General features: G+C 64.1%; 20 protein-coding genes. 8 read left to right on the top strand and 12 right to left on the bottom strand.

Going from position 1 to position 22,136, the window contains the following annotated elements; all coding sequences use genetic code 11:
- Window positions 1-397: 397 nt before the first annotated feature.
- The 9 genes from glp to QZT63_RS16340 all read right to left on the bottom strand — a co-directional run bounded on the left by glp (window position 398) and on the right by QZT63_RS16340 (window position 12,755).
- The gene (gene glp, locus QZT63_RS16380; protein ID WP_290652569.1) at window positions 398-1,627 is read right to left on the bottom strand and encodes a gephyrin-like molybdotransferase Glp; all 1,230 of its coding nucleotides are present in this window, start codon (window positions 1,625-1,627) and stop codon (window positions 398-400) included.
- Window positions 1,628-1,629: 2 nt separating this feature from the next.
- A complete protein-coding gene (locus QZT63_RS16375) occupies window positions 1,630-2,052 on the bottom strand; it encodes a hypothetical protein (RefSeq protein WP_290652568.1) in 423 nt (140 codons plus the stop codon).
- Window positions 2,053-2,069: 17 nt separating this feature from the next.
- Entirely contained in the window at window positions 2,070-2,843 is a 774-nt protein-coding gene (locus QZT63_RS16370) for a peptidylprolyl isomerase (protein ID WP_290652567.1), read from the bottom strand.
- Window positions 2,844-2,963: 120 nt separating this feature from the next.
- The gene (gene narI, locus QZT63_RS16365; RefSeq protein ID WP_290652566.1) at window positions 2,964-3,650 is read right to left on the bottom strand and encodes a respiratory nitrate reductase subunit gamma; all 687 of its coding nucleotides are present in this window, start codon (window positions 3,648-3,650) and stop codon (window positions 2,964-2,966) included.
- 31 nt (window positions 3,651-3,681) lie between these two features.
- Entirely contained in the window at window positions 3,682-4,377 is a 696-nt protein-coding gene (narJ, locus tag QZT63_RS16360; RefSeq protein ID WP_290652565.1) for a nitrate reductase molybdenum cofactor assembly chaperone, read from the bottom strand.
- On the bottom strand, window positions 4,374-5,945 hold the full coding sequence (narH, locus tag QZT63_RS16355) for a nitrate reductase subunit beta (protein WP_290652564.1): 1,572 nt from the start codon (window positions 5,943-5,945) through the stop codon (window positions 4,374-4,376). The genes narJ and narH overlap by 4 nt, the downstream gene beginning before the upstream one ends.
- A complete protein-coding gene (locus tag QZT63_RS16350; RefSeq protein ID WP_290652563.1) occupies window positions 5,942-9,706 on the bottom strand; it encodes a nitrate reductase subunit alpha in 3,765 nt (1,254 codons plus the stop codon). Before QZT63_RS16350 ends, narH begins: the two co-directional genes overlap by 4 nt.
- Before the next feature lie 97 nt (window positions 9,707-9,803).
- Window positions 9,804-11,399, bottom strand: a complete 1,596-nt coding sequence (locus tag QZT63_RS16345) for an MFS transporter (protein WP_290652562.1) — start codon at window positions 11,397-11,399, stop codon at window positions 9,804-9,806.
- A gap of 75 nt (window positions 11,400-11,474) precedes the next feature.
- A complete protein-coding gene (locus QZT63_RS16340) occupies window positions 11,475-12,755 on the bottom strand; it encodes a nitrate/nitrite transporter (protein ID WP_290652561.1) in 1,281 nt (426 codons plus the stop codon).
- Window positions 12,756-13,009: 254 nt separating this feature from the next.
- On the opposite strand from QZT63_RS16340, the gene QZT63_RS16335 reads away from it, so the two are divergent.
- From QZT63_RS16335 to QZT63_RS16325, 3 genes are read left to right on the top strand one after another with little or no spacing between them, the layout of a single operon-like run.
- Window positions 13,010-14,863, top strand: coding sequence for a type IV pili methyl-accepting chemotaxis transducer N-terminal domain-containing protein (locus tag QZT63_RS16335; RefSeq protein WP_290652560.1), 1,854 nt, complete (start codon window positions 13,010-13,012; stop codon window positions 14,861-14,863).
- Window positions 14,860-15,495 carry a two-component system response regulator NarL gene (gene narL, locus QZT63_RS16330; protein ID WP_290652559.1) on the top strand — a complete coding sequence of 212 codons (636 nt, stop codon included), beginning with the start codon at window positions 14,860-14,862 and terminating at the stop codon, window positions 15,493-15,495. Before QZT63_RS16335 ends, narL begins: the two co-directional genes overlap by 4 nt.
- Window positions 15,496-15,507: 12 nt before the next feature.
- The gene (locus QZT63_RS16325; protein ID WP_290652558.1) at window positions 15,508-15,897 is read left to right on the top strand and encodes a SirB2 family protein; all 390 of its coding nucleotides are present in this window, start codon (window positions 15,508-15,510) and stop codon (window positions 15,895-15,897) included.
- Window positions 15,898-15,958: 61 nt separating this feature from the next.
- On the opposite strand, the gene QZT63_RS16320 is transcribed toward QZT63_RS16325, so the two are convergent.
- A complete protein-coding gene (locus tag QZT63_RS16320) occupies window positions 15,959-16,333 on the bottom strand; it encodes a carboxymuconolactone decarboxylase family protein (protein WP_290652557.1) in 375 nt (124 codons plus the stop codon).
- Between the two features lie 117 nt (window positions 16,334-16,450).
- Between QZT63_RS16320 and mobB the strand changes: the two genes are divergently transcribed.
- The 5 genes from mobB to QZT63_RS16295 all read left to right on the top strand — a co-directional run bounded on the left by mobB (window position 16,451) and on the right by QZT63_RS16295 (window position 20,672).
- Window positions 16,451-17,011 carry a molybdopterin-guanine dinucleotide biosynthesis protein B gene (mobB, locus tag QZT63_RS16315; RefSeq protein ID WP_290652577.1) on the top strand — a complete coding sequence of 187 codons (561 nt, stop codon included), beginning with the start codon at window positions 16,451-16,453 and terminating at the stop codon, window positions 17,009-17,011.
- Window positions 17,008-17,688, top strand: coding sequence for a Crp/Fnr family transcriptional regulator (locus tag QZT63_RS16310; RefSeq protein WP_290652556.1), 681 nt, complete (start codon window positions 17,008-17,010; stop codon window positions 17,686-17,688). Before mobB ends, QZT63_RS16310 begins: the two co-directional genes overlap by 4 nt.
- A 174-nt stretch (window positions 17,689-17,862) precedes the next feature.
- Window positions 17,863-18,639, top strand: coding sequence for a fumarate/nitrate reduction transcriptional regulator Fnr (gene fnr, locus QZT63_RS16305; protein ID WP_290652555.1), 777 nt, complete (start codon window positions 17,863-17,865; stop codon window positions 18,637-18,639).
- A 201-nt stretch (window positions 18,640-18,840) separates the two neighbouring features.
- On the top strand, window positions 18,841-19,251 hold the full coding sequence (locus QZT63_RS16300) for a hypothetical protein (RefSeq protein WP_290652554.1): 411 nt from the start codon (window positions 18,841-18,843) through the stop codon (window positions 19,249-19,251).
- A 62-nt stretch (window positions 19,252-19,313) separates the two neighbouring features.
- A complete protein-coding gene (locus QZT63_RS16295; protein WP_290652553.1) occupies window positions 19,314-20,672 on the top strand; it encodes a serine hydrolase in 1,359 nt (452 codons plus the stop codon).
- Between the two features lie 403 nt (window positions 20,673-21,075).
- On the opposite strand, the gene QZT63_RS16290 is transcribed toward QZT63_RS16295, so the two are convergent.
- Window positions 21,076-21,879, bottom strand: a complete 804-nt coding sequence (locus QZT63_RS16290) for an alpha/beta hydrolase (protein WP_290652552.1) — start codon at window positions 21,877-21,879, stop codon at window positions 21,076-21,078.
- Window positions 21,879-22,136: PLP-dependent transferase (locus tag QZT63_RS16285; protein WP_290652551.1), on the bottom strand; the 258-nt coding region annotated here is incomplete at its 5' end. The genes QZT63_RS16285 and QZT63_RS16290, both read right to left, overlap by 1 nt.

Below are 22,136 nucleotides of genomic sequence, written 5' to 3'. Positions count from 1 at the left end.
AAGCGGCATCCACGGGAGATGGGTGCGCGCGAGGTGTAAGCGTTTCTGACTCACCTCGCCAGTAACAAGGATGTTGCTGCATCGACGCAGAATCAGGCCTTCAGCTTCTGTCCCCATTGCAGGAGCGGATGCGACGGACCTGCGAATATCGACACGCACGCGCTGAACCATGGCGGGAAGGGGGTACGAAGTCAGCCGGATGCCACCTGATGGGGCGGCTTGGCGTCGTCCTGGGCGGCGATGGCCAGCATTGGTGCTCGGTGTTTCTCTGGCGCAACCGCATTATGGTGCATTAACAGGCACGCTACCGCTTGAGTTGTCTCCTTATCACGCATAGCACAAACTCCACGGCGTGCCGCATAATTGTTTCTCGGCTCCGCGGCCCGTGCGGACCCTCTTACGCAACGACTTCGGTGTAGGGGTAGACGGTGATGGCGTCGCCCCGGGTGATGGCGGTGTCTGGCGGGATTTGCGCCAGGGCGTTGGCCCAGGTAGTTGAGCTGATGATGCCGGAGCCCTGGTCCGGGTACAGGGTCGCGCGCTGGCCCTGCGCGTCGTGGATGAGGCGGGCCCGTAAATAGCGGGTACGCGGGTCCGGCTTGTCCAGGCTGAAATCCGCACGGGCCGGGGTGGTTCGGGGCTGGAGCTCCGTTGCTCCCTGGCGCTTGAGGATCATGGGGCGGCCGAACAGGCAGAAGGTCACGAACAGGGAGACGGGGTTCCCCGGCAGGCCCAGGAACGGGGTGTCGTTGATGTGGCCCACAGCGATGGGCTTGCCGGGCTTGATGGCGACGCGCCAGAGGTCAAGGCTGCCGAGTTGCTGCACGGCCGCCTTGACGTGGTCGGCATCGCCCACGGAGACGCCGCCGCTGGTGATCACGATGTCGGCATCCTTCGCGGCGCGCTCCAGCATGATGCGCGTGGAATCGAGATCGTCCGAGACGATGTGCGGGCCGATCACGTCGCAGCCCAGGGATTGCAGCAGGCCCAGCAGGGCGTAGCCGTTGGAGTTGTAGATCTGTCCCGGTGCGGCGGTCTGGCCGGGCTCGGTGAGTTCGTCACCAGTGACGAGCACGGCGACGCGCAGGCGTGGGCGCACCGGCAGTGCGCCGTGCCCACCGGCCGCGGCGAGCGCCAGGTGCTGTGGCTGCAGCCGGGTGCCTTCCTCGAGGATCGGCACGCCGGCGGTCAGGTCTTCTCCGGCGCGGCGGATATGGCTGCCGGGTTTTAAATTCCCGGGGAGTTCAACGGATCCGGCGCTCGCCGTACACCGCTCCTGCATGACAACGGTATCCGCACCCTGGGGGATCGGCGCGCCGGTATAGATGCGCACGGCCATCCCGGGCGCCAGTGTGCCTGGTGGGTCACCGGCGGCGACGGTGCCCGCGAGGGGCAGCACACCGCCCGTCTCCGGGACATCGGCAGCGCGCAACGCATAGCCATCCATGGCCGCGTTGTCGTGCGGCGGCGCGCTAACGCGCGAGACCACGCCGCGCGCCAGCACCCGGCCGAGGGCATCAGTCAGGGGCACCAGATGCTCGTTGGTCAACGGCACCATAGCGGCCAGCATGTGCTCCAGGGCAACGTCGACGGGCAGCAGGGTCTGGTTCACGGCGCAGTCGGTCATGGTCACTCCGTCATGCGGGTCTGCAGCTGCACGGGGCTGCCGGCACGGTCAAACACGGCGTAGCGCGAGAGGTCCGCACCCATTTCCACGGCTTCCGCCATCTGCTTGAGATAGGGCTCGGCCTCCTCCGAGGTGGGCAGACGGCCACCGGAGGCGGACAGGCTGGAGACCATGATGAGGTCCCATGCCAGGCCGGATTGATCCGCCTCTTCCACCAGGGCGTCCAGGCGGAGCTCGGCATCGAGCTCGCGGTCCGTGGCCATGACGGGCTGCAGGGTGCCGCCGCCCTCAATGGCTTCTCCGCCGCGGTGGTGCGTTGCCTCTTCGTCCGGCTCGGCTTTCAGCAGCAACAAGAGCAGCCGCTGGGGGCTGCCCTGTTGCAGGCCCGCCTCTTTCAGGTCGTCAAAGCTTCCGATACGCATCATTGGTTTTAATAACCTCGCTACTGGATCAGCAGGGATTCCGACTGCTCCAGGTCGATTCCGCGGATGTCCGCCTCGCCCGCGAGCAGGCGGAGATACTGGCTGATGGCGCGCTGGCGCGAGACCGCTTCCAGGTAGTCCCGGATGCGGTCCCTCACCGCTTCGAAGGGCAGCTGTGCGCCGGCGACCTGCTGGAGCACCTCCACGACGTGGAAGCCGTAGCGGGTCTTCACGGGCTGCTCAGCCAGACCGACGGGCAGGCGCAACACGGCGTCCTCGAACTCGGGCACCGTCTCGCCTTTGCTCACCTGCCCCAGCAGGCCGCCGTCCCGCCCCGAGGGGCAACGCGAGTGTTCCCTGGCAAGACGCGGGAAGGCGCCCGGGTCTCTTTGCAGCTGTTCGATCAGCGCCTCCGCTGTGCTGCGGGCCTGGTTGCGTTCTTCCAGGTCCTCCGGGTGACCGGCGATGAGGATGTGGCGGACTTCGGCCAGATCGGGGCTGCGGAAGCGCTCGAGGTTCTGCTCGTACCAGCGGCGGCAGGTGATCTCATCCGCCTTGGGGATGTGGACCTCTTGCTCGATGAGGGCGTCAATGACCGCGTCCAGGGCCTTGTCCTCGTCAGGAACGTGCATATCCAGCTGCTCGGCACGTTGCTTGAGCAGCTCGCGCACCGTCAGGGCCACGGCAGCGCGGCGCTGGGCGTAGCGCGGGTCGGCACCGGACTCCTGGTGATACGCGGACTCGATGTTGATGGCCCGGCTGGTGATTTCCGTGCCGTTGACGTGAATGGACATGGGGTCCTCCGGTGCCTTCGTCAAGTTTCGAGTTTTGACCTCCCGGGAGGCCACTGAGGCCTCCCGGTCGGAGAAGGTGGATGTTGACATCCACCCACCGATGATGCGGCTCCGCGCGTATTACACCGCCCGGGCGCGGACCACCTGCCAGGCGCGCCAGATGTAGCCGTAGGGCACGCTCCAGATGTGTACGAGCCGGGTGAACGGGAAGACCAGGAACATCACCATCCCCAGGAACATGTGGATCTTGTAGATCCAGTGGATATCATAGATGGTCGCCGCCGCGCCGGTCTGGAACGTCACCAGGCCCTGCGCCCAGGCCGTGATCTGTTGCATTACCTGGCCATCCAGATGCCCCATGGATACCGGGATTGTGAATAGCCCCGTGATCAGCTGCGCCGCCAGCAGGATGAGGATGAACGAGTCCATGGGATAGCTGGTCTTGCGCACCCGCGGGTCAGTCAGGCGCCGGTGCAGCAGGATCCCAACCCCAACCAGCGTAATAAGGCCGAAAAGGCCACCCGTGACAATTGCGACCAATTGCTTCGCCCCCACGGACATAAACGTGCTGTACACGACTGTCGGTGTCAGCAGCCCCAGCAGATGGCCGAAAAACAGGACGATGATGCCGATGTGAAACAAATTGATGCCCCACCGAAAACGCGTCCCACCCGACATCAGCTGGGTCGTGTTGCTCTTCCAGGTGTACTGGCTTTTCTCGAAACGGATCAGGCTACCCACCAGGAATACGGTCCCGGCGATGTAGGGGAACACCGCAAATGCAAGATCATGGAAGTACTCGTACATGACACTGTCTCCTTGAACCTGTGGAACCCGGTCAGCCGCTGTGACGCTTCAGCGCCGACCAATCCACCGGTACGGCCTGACCCTGGTTTGTCTTTGCCCCGCCGCACCCGCCGTCGGTGGGTCCGAAGGTCACCGGCTCCTCCGCCCAGACTGCGTCCAGGGCCTCCGGGGTGTCGTCGCGCTTCTCCTCCTGGAGTTGACGGCGGAGCAGCTCGTCGGCCGTCTCCATCCCGCCCAACTCCAGCAGCGCCTTGAACAGCCACCGGTAGTCGCTCTCGCGCTCTTCCAGCCGACCGTGGAGGAGCTGGAGCAGATGCCCCATCTCCTCCAGCCAGCCCTGGACCTCGTCTTCGGGCTGCTTGGAGCAGAACTCCAGAAACAGCGGCACGTAATCGGGCAGTTCGTTGGCGCTCACCTCCAGGCCCTGTTCCCGGTAGATGTTGAGCAGGTTGACCATGGCCTGCCCGCGATCCCGGGACTCGCCGTGAACATGCTCAAACAGGTGCAGGGACAGGGAGCGGCTGCGGTCAAACAGCCCGACATACTCCGACTGCACATCGAGGAGGTCCTCGCTCTGCAACCGGCGCACCAGGCCCGTGAGGGCCTCCCGTGTCTCGGCGCGCAACCGCTCCTGGGCCTCGAAAAGCTCGATGAGCTCACCCCCGTGGCGCTGGATTGTGGCGTCCGGGTAGTCCATGAGCACCGCGATGGCCTTGAGGATCCTCATGTCTGCCCCTCCTTTTCCTTCTCACGGGTCTTGAACTCGACACGTGCCGGAAACGCTCGCTGGCTGGCCCGCCGACCGCCGAAGATATCGACCTTGGTGGTGCCGTTGCTGGAGACGTTGCAGCCGTCGCCGAAGCTGAAGCCGCAACCGGACCGCTCACCGTAAGGATCCTCCGCCGAGAGTTCCTTGCTGGCGGTGGGAATATCGAACCGGTCCTCGTAGTTGGCAATGGCCATGATCTGGTACATGTCCTCCACCATCTCCTCGGAAAGCCCCACTTGCTCGAGCACCTTGTAGTCCGGTTCGCCGTCCACCGTCTGGCTGCGCTTGAACTTGCGCATGGCGAGCATGCGCTCGAGCGCCTTGATCACCGGGCGTTCGTCACCGGCGGTGAGCATGTTGGCGAGATACTTCACCGGGATCCGCAGCGAGCCCACGTTGGGGATGAGCCCTTCGCTGTCGATATTGCCGGCGTCCGCCGCGGACTGAATGGGTGAAAGCGGCGGGATGTACCACACCATGGGCAGCGTCCGGTACTCCGGGTGTAGCGGGAAGGCCACCTTCCAGTCCATGGCCATCTTGTACACCGGTGACCGCTGGGCAGCCTCGAGCCACTGCTGCGGGACGCCCTCGGCCTTGGCGGCTTCGACGACCTGCGGGTCGTGGGGGTCCAGGAACACCCGCATCTGCTGCTCGTAGAGATCCTGCTCGGAGGCGGTGGAGGCGGCCTCGTGGATGCGATCGGCATCGTAGAGGATGACGCCAAGGTAGCGAATACGTCCAACGCAGGTCTCCGAGCACACGGTGGGTTCACCCACTTCAATGCGCGGGAAGCAGAAGGTGCACTTCTCGGACTTGCCGCTTTGCCAGTTGTAGTAGATCTTCTTGTACGGGCACCCGGAGATGCACATACGCCAGCCGCGGCACTTGTCCTGGTCGATGAGAACGATACCGTCTTCCTCGCGCTTGTAGATCGCCCCCGACGGGCAGGAGGCGACGCACGAGGGGTTCAGGCAGTGCTCACACAGCCGCGGCAGGTACATCATGAAGGTGTTCTCGAACTGCCCGTAGATCTCCTTTTGCACCTTGGCGAAGTTGTAGTCCTGCGAGCGCTTCTCGAACTCCCCGCCCAGGATCTCCTCCCAGTTCGGGCCCCACTCGATCTTGTCCATGGGATAGCCGGTGAGTGCGGAGAAGGGCTTGGCCACGGGCTGGTGCTTGGAGTCCGGGGCGTTGTGCAGCCGCTGATAGTCGTAGTTGAACGGCTCGTAGTAATCATCGATACTCGGCAGGTCCGGGTTGGCGAAGATGTTCGCCAGGATGCGCCATTTGCTGCCGGCCTTGGGCTGGAGCTTGCCGCTCTTCACCGACCAGCCGCCGTTCCAACGCGCCTGGTTCTCCCAGTCCTTCGGGTAGCCGACGCCGGGTTTGGTCTCCACGTTGTTGAACCACACGTACTCCATGCCCTCGCGGGACGTCCAGACGTTCTTGCACGTCACCGAGCAGGTATGGCACCCGATGCATTTGTCCAGATTCAGGACTTTTCCGATTTGCGCGCGGACCTTCATGCCTGTTCCTCCGCCTCGTAAATGCTTTCGTCGTCACCCTCGAGCCAGTTCACCTGATCCATCTTGCGCACCACCACGAACTCGTCGCGGTTGGAGCCGACCGTGCCGTAGTAATTGAAGCCGTAGCTCAGCTGGGCGTAGCCGCCGATCATGTGGGTGGGCTTGAGGACCGCACGGGTGACGGAGTTGTGGATACCACCCCGTTCGCCGGTGATCTCCGATCCGGGTGTGTTCACCAGCTTCTCCTGGGCGTGGTACATCATCACCATGCCCTCGGGGACGCGCTGGCTGACCACGGCCCGCGCCACCAGGGCGCCGTTACTGTTGAAGCACTCGATCCAGTCGTTGTCCACGAGGCCGACCTTCTTCGCATCGGTCTCGCTGATCCACACGCAGGGCCCGCCGCGGGAGAGCGTGAGCATCAGCAGGTTCTCGCTGTAGGTGCTGTGGATCCCCCACTTCTGGTGCGGGGTGATCCAGTTCAGCGCGATCTCCTCATTGCCGTTGCCACGCACGCCCTGGATGGTCTGGGTGGTGCGCATGTTCACCGGCGGCTTGTAGGCGACGAAGCCTTCGCCAAAGCCGCGCATCCAGGGGTGGTCTTGGTAGAGCTGCTGACGGCCGGTGAGCGTACGCCAGGGGATGAGCTCATGGACGTTGGTGTAGCCCGCGTTGTAGGAGACATGCTCCGACTCCAGGCCCGACCAGGTCGGCGACGAGATGATCTTGCGCGGCTGCGAGACGATGTCCCGGAACCGGACCTTGTCATGCTCCCGCGGCAGCGCCAGGTGGGTGTGATCCCGCCCGGTCTGCTTGGAGAGGGCATCCCAGGCCTTCACCGCCACTTCGCCGTTGGTCTCCGGTGCGAGACTCATGATGATCTCGGCGGCGTCGATCGCCGTCTCGATCTTCGGCATGCCTTTGTTGACCGAGCCTTCCTTCAGGTGCACGCCGTTGAGCTCGCCGAGGAAATCCACCTCATGCTCGGTATTCCAGGCGATGCCCTTGCCGCCGTTGCCGATGTTTTTCATCAGCGGGCCGAGCGCCGTAAACCGGGCGTAGACATTCGGGTAGTCGCGCTCCACCGGCACCAGTTGCGGCATGGTCTTGCCCGGGATTGGCTCGCACTCACCCTTGCGCCAGTCTTTCACCTCAAAGGCCTGACCCAGCTCCGCCGGGCTGTCGTGGAGCAGTGGCAACGTGACGATGTCCGTCTCCTTGCCCAGGTGGCCGCTGGTCAGCTCGGAGAAGCGTTTCGCCAGCCCCTTGTAAATATCCCAGTCCGAACGCGACTCCCAGCAGGGGTTCACCGCCTCGGACAGGGGATGGATGAACGGATGCATGTCCGAGGTGTTGAGGTCGTTCTTCTCGTACCAGGTGGCCGTGGGCAGCACCACGTCCGAGTACAGGCAGGTGGTGGACATGCGAAAGTCCAGCGTGGTGAGCAGGTCCAGCTTGCCCTTGGGCTCACTCTCGCTGTCCCGCCACACGACTTCCTGGGGCTTCTCGGCGCCCTCCTCGCCCAGATCCTTGCCCTGCACGCCGTGGGCCGTGCCAAGCAGGTGCTTGAGGAAATACTCGTGGCCCTTGCCGCTGGAGCCGAGCAGGTTGGAGCGCCACACGAACAGGTTGCGCGGGAAGTTGACCGGGTTATCCGGATCTTCGCAGGCCATGATGAGCCGGCCGCTCTTGAGCTGCTCGACGACGTAGTCCTTCGGGTCCTTGCCCGCGGACGCGGCGTCCTTCGCCACCTGCAGCGGGTTGGCGCCAAGCTGCGGGGCCGAGGGCAGCCAGCCCATGCGCTCGGAGCGGACGTTGAAGTCGATCATGCTGCCCTGGAAGTCCTCCTTGTTCGCCAGTGGCGAGAGCATATCGGCGACGTGCAGTTTCTCGTAGCGCCACTGATCGGTGTGGCTATAGAAAAACGAGGTGGAGTTCATGTGCCGCGGCGGCCGCGCCCAGTCCAGGGCGAAGGCGAGCGGCTGCCAGCCGGTCTGCGGGCGCAGCTTCTCCTGGCCCACGTAGTGCGCCCAGCCGCCCCCGCTCTGGCCGATGCAGCCGCAGAAGACCAGCATGTTAATGATGGTCCGGTACGACATGTCCATGTGATACCAGTGGTTCAGGCCGGCGCCGAGAATGATCATCGACCTGCCGTGGGTCTTGTCGGCGTTCTGGGCAAAGCGCCGCGCAACCTTGATCACCTTGTCCCGCGGAACGCCGGTAATCATCTCCTGCCAGGCCGGCGTGTAGGGCTGGTTGTCGTCGTAGCTCTTGGGCGTCCTCGGGCAGTCCAGGCCGCGGTCGACGCCATAGTGGGCGGTGATCAGATCGAACACCGAGGCCACCAGCGCTTCCTCGCCGTCTGCGAGGGTAATCTTGCGCACGGGCACCTTGCGATAGATGACGTCTTCCTGGGGGTTCGGGGTGAACCGGCCCAGTTCGTGCTCCAGCCCGCCGAAGTACGGAAAACCCACCTCGACCACGTCATCCCGCACGTCCAGGTGGCTCAGACGCAACTTGGTCTTCTTGCCGCCGGCTTCCTTCTCCTCCAGGTTCCACTTGCCGTCCTCGCCCCAGCGAAAGCCGATCGCGCCCTTGGGCACCACCACCGTGTCGGAGCGCTCGTCCCAGGCGACGGTCTTCCAGTCCGGGTTGTTCTTCTGCTTTAGCGCGTTGTCGAAGTCCGAGGCACGCAGAAAACGGCCAGCCTGGTAGCCCTTGTCGGTCTTGTCCAGGCGCACCAGGTTGGGGAAGTCCGTGTACTGCCGGACGTAATCCCGGAAGTAGTCACTGGGGTTGTCCACGTGAAATTCCTTGAGAATCACGTGGCCCAGGGCCATGCCCAGGGCGGAGTCCGTGCCCTGCTTCGGGTGCAGCCAGAGATCAGCGAACTTGGAGGCCTCGGAGTAATCGGGGCAAACCGTGACGATCTCCGTGCCCTTGTAGCGCACCTCGGTCATGAAGTGGGCGTCCGGTGTGCGCGTTTGCGGCACGTTCGAGCCCCACATCATGATGAAGCCGGAGTTGTACCAGTCGGCGGACTCCGGCACGTCGGTCTGCTCGCCCCAGGTCTGCGGCGAGCTGGGGGGCAAGTCGCAGTACCAGTCGTAGAAGCTCATGCACACGCCACCGAGCAGCGACATGTAGCGCGAGCCCGCGGCGTAGCTGACCATGGACATGGCCGGAATCGGCGAGAAACCGATCACGCGGTCGGGGCCGTACTGCTTGACGGTGTAGACGTTCGCCGCGGCGACCAGCTCGTTGACCTCGTCCCAGGTGCTGCGCACCAGCCCGCCCTTGCCGCGGCGGCTCTTGTACTGCCGGGACTTCTCCGGGTCTTCGACGATGGACCCCCAGGCGTCCACCGGGTCACTGTGGACCTTGCGCGCTTCCTGCCACAGGCGCAGGAGATGGCCGCGCACCATGGGGTGCTTGAGCCGGTTGGCGCTGTAGATGTACCAGGAGTAGCTGGCACCTCGGGCGCAGCCCCGGGGCTCGTGGTTGGGCATGTCGGGCCGGGTACGCGGGTAGTCGGTCTGTTGGGTCTCCCAGGTCACCAGGCCGTTTTTGACGTAGATCTTCCAGCTGCAGGCGCCGGTGCAGTTTACCCCATGGGTGGAGCGCACGATCTTGTCGTGCTGCCAGCGGCTGCGGTAGGCGTCCTCCCACCGGCGCGGCTCATCCGTGACCACGCCGTGGCCGTCTGCGAACTCTTCTCGGGTGCGCTGGAAGAAGGTCAGTCTGTCGAGAAAGAAACTCATGTCGATGTCCTCGCTGTTTCAGCAGGCCTGGCGGCGCGGTGCACGGCATTTTCGGCTGCAGGGTTTCCGTTGGTGTTGCATATCCTGTCTCCTCCCTTCAGGGATTCTTGGCGTAGGCGTTGCGCCGCAAGTAGAACCAGTGGTTGATGACCATGCCCACGGCGTAGAAGGCGGCGAAGCCGTACATGGCGAGCTCCGGGTTGCCCGCCTCGATCTGCTCACCCATCACCCGCGGTGCGATGAAAGCGCCGTAGGCGGCGATGGCGGAGGTCCAGCCCAGCACGGGGCCCTTCTGCTCCTGGCTGAACAGCACGCCGACGGTGCGGAACGTGGACCCGTTACCGGCGCCGCAGGCGGCGAATATCACCAGAAAAAGCACCAGGAACAGCCAGAAGTAGTCCGTGGGGTTGGCGGACTGGTAGGCGAGCATCATCACGTAGCCAACGGCCACCGAGGCGACCACCATGACCCCGGAGATGATCTGCGTAACCAGCGAGCCGCCGAGCTTGTCGGAGATCCAACCACCGACCGGCCGGATTGCCGCGCCAACGAACGGCCCGATCCAGGCGAAGGTCAGCGCGCTGGGTGCATCCGGGTTTGGCACGCGCTCGCCGTCCACCGTCATCGAGCCGAATATCACTTCGATGGACAGCGGCAACGCGGCCGAGAAGCCGATAAACGAGCCGAAAGTGGCGATGTAGAGCACCGTCATGGACCAGGTATGCCGGTCCCGGAAGATGGCGAACTGCCGCTTGATGTTCGGCTGGATCGCACCGGGCAGCAAACGCAGGGCCCCCAGGGTCAGCAGGATGATCAGCGGCAGGGCGAGCCACATGTTGAGCAGCTCGAGCCCCACGGGGCGCGGCAGGAACAGGTACAGCCCGATCGCCGAGGTGACAAAGGCCAGGTTGTAGAGCCCGATGATCTTGCCGAACGCCACCAGCGGGTTGCCCGGCTCGGGTGTGACCGTGCGCAGGTTGTTCATGCCGAACCAGGCGGCCAGGGTCAGCGGCACGAGCACGAGCACGCCGAACAGGGCCGGGTTCTGCAACCACGTCTCGGTGCCCTCCGGGATGGACCCGAAAATGGTGCCGCTGCTGCTCTCCAGCACCATGGGTGCCCCGGAGAGCGCGCCAAAGACCGCCGCGGTCATCACCAGCGGGATCAGGATCTGCATCCCCGTGACACCGAGGTTGCCAAGGCCGGCGTTCAGCCCCAGGGCAAGCCCTTGCTGGCGCTTCGGAAAAAAGGTGGAAATGTTCGCCATGGAGCAGGCGAAGTTACCGCCGCCCACGCCCGAGAGCAGTGCCAGGAGCTGAAACACCCACAGCGGGGTATCCTGGTTCTGCAGGGCGAAGTAGGCGCCGATGCACGGGATGATCATCAGCGCCGTGGTGCAGGCGATGGTGTTGCGCCCGCCGGCGATGCGGATCATGAACGACGCCGGGATCCGCAGGGTCGCGCCCGACAGCCCGGCGATGGCCACCAGTGTGAACAGCTCCGTCCCCGAAAAGGGGAAGCCAAGGTTGCTCATCTGCACGGTGACCATGCCCCACATCTGCCAGAAGCCGAACGCCACCAGCAGGCAGGGAATGGAAATCCAGAGGTTGCGGCTGGCAATCCACTTGCCCTCCCGTTCCCAGAGCTCCGTATCCTCCGGGTCCCACTTTTCGATATCCCGGTTCCAGGCCACTATTGCTACCTCCTATGCCGCTGGCGCGGTCAGCCGGGGGCGGTCGCCCCGGTTCATGGTTGAATGGCGGGCGGCTCAGGCGCCCTGCTCGCCCTCGCGCACCGTGGGCTGGTGGTACCGGTCGCGCGTGAGAATCGGCTGGCGGCGCTCCGTCCACCACATCCAGATCACCGAGACCAGGGTGAAGCCAAAGCAGAGCATCCAGATGCTGGTGGTCACCCCTGTGAAGTCGATCAGTGCGCCGAACATGGGCGGCAGCAGGAACCCGCCCAGGCCGCCGAACAGCCCGACCATGCCCGAGACCAGCCCCAGGTTCTTGTCGTATTCGTCGGAGAGGTACTTGAAGACCGATGCCTTGCCGATGCCCCAGGCGATGCCGACGATAAACAGCAGCGTGGTGAACAGCCACACCGGCATGGCGAAGTGGAACTCGATGGTGCGATCGCCCACGCCGTGGATGGTGTAGTCGGTGGCCGGATAGGACATGAAAAAGAAGCTGATCAGGCTCGCCCACATGCACACCCAGGTCACCGTATGGGCGCCCCACTTGTCCGAGAGGTAGCCGCCGAAGGCGCGAATCACACCTGAGGGCAGCACGAAGATGGTGGCGATGAGCGCAGCGAGCTGAATGCCAACGCCGTACTCAAGCATGTAGTAGCGGGTGAGATACAGCGAGACCCCCACGTAGCCGCCGAAGACCACCGAGTAGTACTGGCAGTACTTCCAGACCTTGGGGTCATTCAGCACCTTGAGCTGCTCACGCAGGCTCGGCGCCTCACTCTTTTCCTTCAGTTGGGGCTCGGTGTAGGTGAAAAACCAGAACACGATCGCCGTGATGGCGACGATTGCCGCATAGATGTTGGCAACGGCCTGCCAGCTGATGACCACGATGATCGTGGGCGCCAGGTACTTGGTCACCGCGGCACCGGCGTTACCCGCGCCGAAGATGCCCATGGCAAAGCCCTGCCTATCGCGCTCGAACCACTTGGCGGTGTAGGAGATACCGACGGAGAAGGAACCACCGGCGAGGCCAACGAAGGCACCGATGATCAGTAACTGCCAGTATTCCGTCGCGAACTGAACCAACCACACCGCCGGAAGCACGCAGAGCATGAGAATGAAAAACACCGGGCGGCCGCCGTATCTGTCGGTCCATGCCCCTAGCGGGAGGCGTACGAGGGATCCAGTCAGGATCGGTAGCGAGGTTAGAATCCCGAACTGGGTGTTGGAGAGCCCAAGTTCTTCCTGGATCGGAACCCCGATCTCGCCGAACATGGTCCAGACCATGAACATCATCGTGAAGGCGAAGGTGTTCACGCTCAGAACGGAATACTGCTTATAGCGCTGTGTCGCCATAGTGTCCCCTGTATTCGTCGCACCTCTCGTCGCGAGGGCAAAGATAGGGACACAATTGGCGGTGATTCTTGATGCGGATCAATTTTTTGCAAGGATGGAAGTCTGCATGGCCGAATACTATCTCTTAGGAGGTAGTTACTGAAGATTTGCCAGCTTGCTGTTTTGTATGATGTTAATAACACTCTTGAAGGAATCAGATTGGGTGGCACAAGCACGTGGAACTCTTTGGAGGTAGCCTCCTGCAAAGCGACGATATGCAGCGAAATCGCCCCCGGTCACTGCGGCTTCGGCTGGGCTTGGCGCTGGGCGGCATCACCGCGCTGGCACTGTTCAGCATGGTGGCCTCCATCTGGATTGCCGAGACGGCGCGGGGCGACGCGGCGGCCATTAACCAGGCCGGCTCTCTGCGCATGCAGTCCTACAAGATTGCGGCACTGCTGCGCGGTGAGGTCTCACCGAAGGCCATCACCGAGTCGGTGGAACGGTTCGAGGCGGTTCTGGAAAGCCCGGAACTGCGCGGGCTGGCTGGTAACGACGGCGACGCGGTGTCCGAGGCCTATGCCGAGGTAACCGGGCAATGGGAGCAGACACTGCGCCCGGATCTTGGCGATGCCGCGAACGGCGCCGAAGGGCCGGGGCCGGAGCGCTACCTTGCGCGCGTGGACGCGTTCGTCGAATCGGTGGACGCGATGGTGCAGGCGCTGCAGCACCAGGCGGAGACCCGCATTCAGAGGCTGCGGCTCATCCAGGGTGTGGCAATCTTCTTCACGCTAATGCTGGTGCTTGCATCCATTTCCATCCTGCACAGCGGCGTAGTGATTCCGTTTCGGGATCTGATGCGCGCGGCCGACCGCCTCCGCCGCGGTGACCTCTCTGCCCGGGCGCGCCATACCGCCCCAGACGAAATCGGTGTTCTTGGCCACAGTTTCAATACCATGGCCGCCAATCTTGAGCACCTGCATGGCAACCTGGAGCGGGAGGTTGAACACAAGACGCGAGCGCTGAGCCGCAGCAACGAGGCCTTGAAGCTGCTCCTGGACACGGCCCGCAACCTGACTCCGGGGCGTCTGAACAGCGACACCATCACGCCGGTTCTCCAACGCCTGGAGGTGGTTCTGGGAGCCGGTCCGGTGAGCGTGTGTATTGCCCAACCCCGGACTGACAATGCCTTCCAGACCTTCAGCTCAGTGCCGGCGCACGAGCCCGTGTTCGGCCAGACGGCGGAAGGCCGCCCGTGTTTGGCCAGCCAGGCGGGCCAGACCCAGGCCGGCACCCGATCCGGTGTAGCCTCGGTGCCGCTGGAGCATCAGGGCGAATGTTACGGCGTGCTCCTGCTCGAGTACCCGCCGGGCTCGCTGCCGGACAACTGGAAGTTTCGGCTCGCCGAAGCCGTGGCAGACCAGATCGCCTTTGCCCAGGCGCTCACACGGGAGGCACGGCAGCAGCGGCGCCTCGCCCTCATGGAAGAGCGTGCCGTGATCGCACGCGAGCTACACGATTCGCTGGCCCAGTCGCTTTCGTATCTGAAGATTCAAGTCGCGCGGCTGCAGGCGCTGCTGGGACAGCAATCCACCAACGAGGACACCGACGCGATCGTCGCCGAGTTGCGCGAGGGGCTCAACACGGCCTATGGTCATCTTCGCGAGTTGCTGAACACGTTCCGGCTGAAGATGAATGAACCAGGCCTGCACCCGGCGCTGGAGGCGACGGTCCGGGAGTTCCGGGAACGCGCTGGCGGCCCGGACATTCGGCTGAAGACTGTGGACGCCGGCCTGGCGCTCAGCTCGAATGCTGAGATCCACGTCTTGCAGATCGTCCGGGAAGCACTGGCCAATGTGGTGAACCACGCCAATGCCCGCCACGCCAGTGTCAGCCTGGAGCGTGAGGGTGCGAGCTGGGTGCGCCTGTGCGTAGAGGACGACGGCAGGGGCATGCCGGATAACCCCGAGAAGGCCCATCACTACGGGATCGACATCATGGCGGAGCGCGCCCAGAGCCTCGAAGGGACACTGGACCTGACACCGACCCGACCCCAAGGGACACGGCTGGAGGTGCGTTTTCCGTCCGCGCCCAATACCGACGCCGCCACCGCGGAGGCCATCACATGACGACCCGTGTGCTCATCGTCGATGATCACCCGCTCCTACGGCGGGGCGTCTCGCAGCTGCTGGCCATGGAACCGGGCCTTGAGTCGGTTGGTGAAGCGAGTAACGGTGCGGATGCCTTGCAGATGGTCCGGGAGCTGGCGCCGGACCTTGTTTTGCTGGATCTCAACATGCGCGGCATGAGCGGGGTGGAAACGCTCAAGGCGTTACGCGACGAAGGATCGGACGCCTGCGTGGTGGTGCTGACGGTTTCCGACAGCGATGAGGATATCTCCGCATCGCTGCGCGCCGGCGCCAATGGCTATCTCCTCAAGGACATGGAACCCGAAGCGCTGGTTGCGCATCTACGGCGTGCCGCCCAGGGTGAAACCGTGATCAGCGAAGCGCTCGCCTCGACCCTTGCACGCGCGCTCACGCAAGGGCGCCGGCATGACGCGCCGCGCATTGAGAATCTTACCGCGCGGGAGCGCGAGATTCTTCGCCATCTCGCCCGGGGCGAAAGCAACAAGACCATTGCCCGCAAGCTGGGGATTACTGAGGGGACGACCAAGGTGCACGTCAAGAATCTCCTGAAGAAGATGCAGCTTCGATCCCGCCTTGAGGCGGCGGTCTGGGCCGTGCAACACGGGCTGTGAGGGACCGGTTGCATGGCCGAGTACTACACCCTGATCAAGCACGTCCATCAGGGCAGCGCCCTGCTCAGTGTGGGCCTGTTCATGCTGCGGGGCATCTGGATGATGACCGCGCCCGCCAGGCTGCAGCGCCAGTGGGTGCGGGTCTTACCCCACGTGGTGGATACCGTGCTGTTGGCCAGCGCCGTGCTCCTTGCCTGGCTCATCGCCCAGTACCCGTTCGTCCACGGCTGGATAACCGCCAAGGTTGTGGCGTTGGTGGTGTATATCGTGCTTGGGAGTATCGCCCTGAAGCGCGGGCGGACACTCGGTATTCGGATTACGGCTTGGGTTGGGGCCTTGGCGGTGTTTGCTTATATAGTGTTGGTGGCGGTCACGAGGGATGTAACGCCGTTGGTGGGTTAGTCGGCGGCGGAAAGGTTTGGGAGTTCAACGGCTGGCGCCGCGAGCCTCCCAAACCGCCCGGTCAGACATCATCCTCGTCGTCTTCCTCGTCGATGTCGTCCTCGACATCGTCCTCGTCGTCCTCTTCCTCGAGGATGTCCTCGATCCAGGTGAGCGAAGCGACGGCGGAAGGAAAGCCCAGGGTGGGGATGGCGAGCAGGGCAACCTGGCGGATTTCATCCGAGGTAAAGCCTTCGTCCAGGGCCCGCCGGACGTGGGAATGGGTTGCCCCTTCGCTTCCCAGGGTCACGGCCATGGCGAGTTTCACCAGCCGCCGATCCCGCTCATCCAGGGGCCCCGATTCAGCGCATGCGCGACCGAGCCGACTGTAGGCGTCCCAGATTTCCGGGTAGTCTTCCGCAACATCGCCAGCGCCAGAGGGTAATTCGTGGGCCATGATTCCAATCCTCGTCAATCGCGTGCGCCCGAGACGGTATGATGCCGGCTCAATCGCCGTCACGGTAATCCGCGTACAGTGTGAGGCAACCAGGGTACCATGACCAGCACCGCCACCATGCAACAGCGCTATCCCTATCAGCACCTCTGGCCCGACACCGCCCGGCGGCCACTGCTCGGCTTCGCGGCCTGGAGCGGCACGGGCAAGACCACGCTGCTCGAAGCGGTGATTCCGCGCCTGCGGCAGGCGGGGACCCGGGTGGCCCTGGTCAAGCATGCGCACCACGATTTTGACGTAGACTATCCGGGTAAGGACAGCTATGAGCTGCGCAAGGCGGGGGCCGACCAGGTGCTGGTCACGTCGGCAGAGCGCTGGGCGCTGATACGCGAACGCCCGGCAACCCGCGATCCGATACTGGCAGAGGAAATCGCACGGTTGGAGCAGGACAGCTTCGATCTGCTGCTGGTGGAAGGCTTCCGCCACGAGCGGTTCCCGAAAATCGAGCTCTTGCGGGATCCAGGCGCTTCGGCATCACCGCTATTCCGCAACGACGACGCCATAATCGCCGTGGCCGCCCCGGACGGTCTGGCGATGGATACCACACTCCCGCGGTTGTCGCTGGACAGCCCGGGCATGGTCGCGCGCTTCATTCTTGAGCACATTATGCAGGCACAATGACGCAACCAGGTATTCGCGACACGCTGCAGCGCAACGCCCTGTTCCTGAGCCTAACGGACGAGGCCGTGGACCGCTTGGCCGAGCGTGCGCGGCATCACTCCCTCGACAGCGGCCGCATCCTCTTTCATCAGGGGGACCCGGCGGGGTATTTCTTCCTGCTGAAGACCGGCCTCATCAAGCTCGCGCGGATCAGCCCCGACGGCCAGGAGAAAGTCATCAGTCTGGTCCACCCTGGGGAGGTTTTTGCGGAAGCCATCATGTTCATGGATGCCAAACGCTATCCTGTAACAGCACAGGCGCTCGAGCCCACCGAGCTGCTGGCGATTCCCAACGAGGCCTATCGCGCCATGCTCATCGCCAGCCCCCAAGCCTGCATGGCGCTACTGGCCAATCTCAGCATGCGCCTTAAGAGTCAGCTCGAGGACATTGACCAGCTGTCGCTGCAGCAATCGCGCCCCCGCGTGGTGCGCTACCTGCTCGCCCAGCCTGCTGCCGAGACCGTGGCCGGTGAGGTCGTGGAGCTGCCCGCGCCGAAGCACGTGATTGCATCGCGTCTTTCCGTAACACCGGAGACGTTCTCGCGCATCCTCCATGAGCTGGCCTCCAGCGGCTTGATCCTTGTGCATCACCGTCAGGTGATCCTTTGTAATCCGGTCGCTTTGCGGGCATTGTGTTGATGGCTGGACTCTGCTCAAAGGAGAGCCCGTGGTTACCCTGACAACATATCCAGGGTTACCCGGGGGTGCTGCTCGAACAGTCACGCGTACGCTGCTATACTCTGCTAGGCGGGAAGTACTACCACCTTTTTGGTACCGAACCGGCGCATCGGAATCGGGGCACGGAGTTGTGACATGGTCGAACAACACAGGAACACCGTGAGCATCCGCAGAATCCGCGAAGCGTGCCGCACCTGCAGCCTAAACGATCTTTGCCTGCCGGTCGCGTTGGACGCCCCCGACGTCGACGCCCTCGACCGCATCGTGCAGCGCCGCCGTCCGCTTGCCCGCGGGGAGGTGCTCTTCAACACCGGCGACCGCTTCGATGCCATTTACGCCGTACGCACCGGCGCATTGAAATCCATGACGATCAAGGAAGACGGCGAAGAGCAGATCACCACCTTCCACCTGCCAGGGGAACTGCTCGGACTTGACGCCATCAGCTTTCGAGAACACCCATCGACGGCCTCAGCGCTGGACACCTCCAGCCTGTGCGAGATCCCCTTTGCAGAGCTCGAAGACTTGGCGGAGCGCATCCCTGGCCTGAACCGGCAGTTGCTTCGCATCATGAGCAAGGAGATATTCAACGACCAGGAGATGCTCCACGCCATGGCGCGCCGCAGCGCCGAAGAGCGCCTGGCTATTCTTCTGCTCAGCCTCTCCCACCGTTTCGCCCGGCGGGGTCTGTCCGCCACCCGGTTCCGCCTGCCCATGGCCCGACACGAGCTGAGCAACTACCTCGGGCTCGCCCCGGAGACCATGAGCCGCCTGTTCCGGCGCTTCGTCGAGAACGGCTGGATCTCCGTCTCCGGCAAGGAACTCTCGCTGGAGGACGTGGACGCCTTGCGCGCCCTCACTGGCAGCCCGTCTGCCATCATGCAGAAGGATATCGGCAGCGAAAAACACCATTGATGCGCCGCAGGTGATGGCTGAACCTGCAATCGCCTACCCATCCCCACGACCCATCCCCAGAAGGCAATCGCGAGCGGCGCGCAATTGTGTTCCGGGCAGCGACCATTCCATGTAGGCTTGCCTCAGCACGCGTCTATGCGCATGTTGCCCTAACAACACACGTATTCTGTCGAAGCAAACTTCCTGGAGGCGATACTAACGATGGAGCTCTGGGCAATCTGGCTGATGCTTGGCATCGGACTGCTGGTCATGGAGGTGGCGCTCATGGGCGGCGGCGGCGGGTTACTGGTGGCCTGGGCGCTCATGTGCTCGGCAGCGATGGTGGCCGCCCTGCTCGGCGCCTCCCTGACGGAGCAGTTGATTACCGCCGGCGTGGTCGGGCTTTTGGCCATGCCGGGTTTCGTCTGGCTGTTCCGGCAGGCCACCCAGGCCGGGGCCGGCGAGGCCACCACGCCGACCAGGGTGACCGCCCGTAACGGCAGTCTCGGTGTGGTGGTGCGCGGGGATTTCTTCCGCGCGCGGCATGTGGACGGGCGCGAGCTACAGGAAGGCGAGAAGGTATTGGTGGAGCGGTATGAAGGGCTCACTGCGATTGTGAAGGATGTGGAGTAAACCGTGTCGTGTTGCCCCAAGGCGCAACACCGATCAATGCCCTTGCAGCAAAGGCAGCGACATTGCACCGACCAAGCGCAGGCACCTGGCTGCTGATGCTTTTTATTGGCCTGTTGAGCCTCTCCGCCCTGTGGTGGTGGCCTGTGGCGCGGGATTTGGCCGCGGTAGGCACCGGATATGGGGCGAAGGCACTGTGTTCGGCGGTATTCATCTCCGAGCGCGACTCGGCAGAGGTTCTGGAAACGGACCTCTCGGACCTCCCCGGCATCGTCACCACCCATGTCAACGAGGGCGCCCGCACTGTAACCGCCAGCGTTGGGCCCGTGACGCGCACAGCCCGCTACCGTGAGGGCCTCGGCTGCACCCTTGCGCTTGCCGACATCGAAGAGATGTCTGTCGAGCGGCCTGCGGTGAACAGCGACAAGACCCGCGATCTGATGAAAGTGCCGGCCGACGATCCACTACGCCTGGCCCTTGGACCCGTGCTCGAGACCGCCTTCAGCGAGCCCGTCCACGATTGGGAGCGGGGAACGCGTGCCATCGTCGTTCTCCATCGGGGACGCATCGTCGCCGAACGCTATGCCCCCGGTTTCGACGCCGACACACCGCTGCCCGGTTGGTCCATGGCCAAAAGCGTCACCAATGCGTTAGCGGGCATTGTGCTCAAGCGCGGCAAGCTCGCACTGGACGACACGGTACCGGGTTGGACAGAGGCCGGCGACGGACGGGAGCAGGTCACGGTTCAGCACCTGCTGCAGATGACCAGCGGGCTTGAATTCGGCGAGGAGCATGTCTTCCCCCTCGGCGATTCCCTGCGTATGCTCTTCGCCGAGCCCGACGCAGCCGCCTTCGTTCGTGATCTGCCCATGGGGGCCGCCCCCGGCACCCGATGGGAGTACACCAGCGGCACCACCAACCTGCTGATGTGGGTGCTGCGCGAGGCGCTGGAGCCCGAAGCAGACTGGCTCGCGTTCCCGCGTGAAGTGCTGTTCGAGCCCCTGGGCATGCACAGCGCGGTGCTGGAACCCGACGCCTACGGCACGTTCCTCGGCTCGTCTTTCATGTTCGCCACGGCTCGGGACTGGGCACGATTCGGACAGCTCTATCTGCAAGATGGGCAATGGGATGGCGAACAGATTCTCCCCGAGGGCTGGGTCGCCCTCACGCGGCAGCCCGCGCCGCATGCTCCAAAAGGCCGTTACGGCGCCCACTTCTGGCTCAACCGCGGCGACCCGGAAACAGGAGAACGCCCCTGGCCCAAGCTGCCCGACGACGCCTACGCGGCGTTGGGCTATCAGGGTCAGGAGATCGTGATCGTGCCATCGGAAGAACTCGTGGCGGTGCGCCTGGGGCTCTCGCGCCCCAGCGAGGCGTGGGACCGGGAGCGGTTCGTGGGCGGTGTCATCGAGCTCCTGCGGTGATAGCGTGCGCCGTTGGCGCGATTTTTTCGCGGTGCATTACGCTGACGCTAATGCACCCTACGCCTTTCAATGCGCGCCGAGGCTGGCCGAAAGGCGTAGCGCCGTCGATAACATGGCGCCGCAGGCGCGCAACTGATGTTGCGTCTGTGCGCCGTTGGCGCAGGCTAGTTTGACGGTGCATTACGCTGGCGCTAATGCACCCTACACCTTTCGATGCGCACCGAGGCTGGCGTAAAGGCGTAACGCCGTAGGGCGGATTAGCGCAGCGTAATCCGCCGTCACACCAGCGCCCGCAGGCAACCCGCATGGCAACACTGCGCAGCGCACAGCTTCACGCGGTGCATTACCCAAAGGCGTCATGCACCTTTGAGAAATCGCGCCAACGGCGCACCTTGCTCGTCGGTCAAAGCACCCTGCTGCCGAACCCGCTCAACTCATCCAGCAGCTCATTCGGGCGCTCAATGGGTGTCATGTGCCCGCATCCCCGCAATAGTTGCCAGCTGGTCGGCGCGGTGACGGCCTCGGCCAGGGCGGCGGCGGCTTTGGGTGGGGTCATCATGTCCTTATCACCCGCGACGAAATGCACCGGGCAGGTGATTTCCGCAGCGCGCTGCAAGCCGCCCGCATAGGCATTGCAGGCATTGAGGTCGGTAAACAGCACGCCAGGGGCCGCCCTCTCCAGCAAGCGCACACCCTGGCCCCGCAACCATAAACCCGGCGCCTGGTTACCGCCCAGGTGGGACTGCGGGCTGAGCCCCCAGTGCATGATCATCTCCACGGCCCGGTGGTCATTGGCTTTGGCCGCATCCAGCAGCGGCTCGGCCACCGCCATGGGAAAGCCTGTGCCCGTCAGCGCCAGGGCCTGGACACGCTGCGGATAGCGGGCGGTGAAATCCAGGGCGACGAGCGAGCCCATGCTGTGCCCCACGACAATCGCCTTGTCGACTTCCATGGCGTCGAGCAATGCCGGGAACCAGTCCGCCTGCGCTTCGATGGACTGGAGCGGCGCACCTTCCGAGCGGCCGTGCCCCGGCAGGTCCACCGCCAGCACGTTTTGCTGGTGAAAGGCGAAATACCGGCTTTGGAGAATCCACACGGAATGATCCATGCCGGCGCCGTGGATGAATAGCCACGTGCGCCGATTCGGCTCCAGGGCCTGGGTGCCGGTATAGACGTACGCCTTGGCGCCGTTGACCGTAACGTCCATCAGCGCGCCTCCTTCTGGCTTGCGCGCAGGGCGCGCGCGAGGTCGTTGATGAGGTCCTCCGGGTCTTCCAGCCCCACGGACAGGCGGATCATGCCTTCGGAGATGCCGGCGGCCTCCAGATCTTCCCGGCTCATGCGGTGGTGCGTGGTGCTGGCCGGATGGATGACCAGCGACTTGGCATCGCCGACATTGGCGAGATGCGAGAACAGATTCAGGCTCTCGGTGAACTGCCGCCCGGCCGCACGGCCCCCCTTGAT

Origin of the sequence: Aquisalimonas sp. (genome assembly GCF_007120195.1) — a bacterium.
GTDB lineage: Bacteria > Pseudomonadota > Gammaproteobacteria > Nitrococcales > Aquisalimonadaceae > Aquisalimonas.
This window is presented reverse-complemented; position numbering and strand designations above follow the sequence as displayed.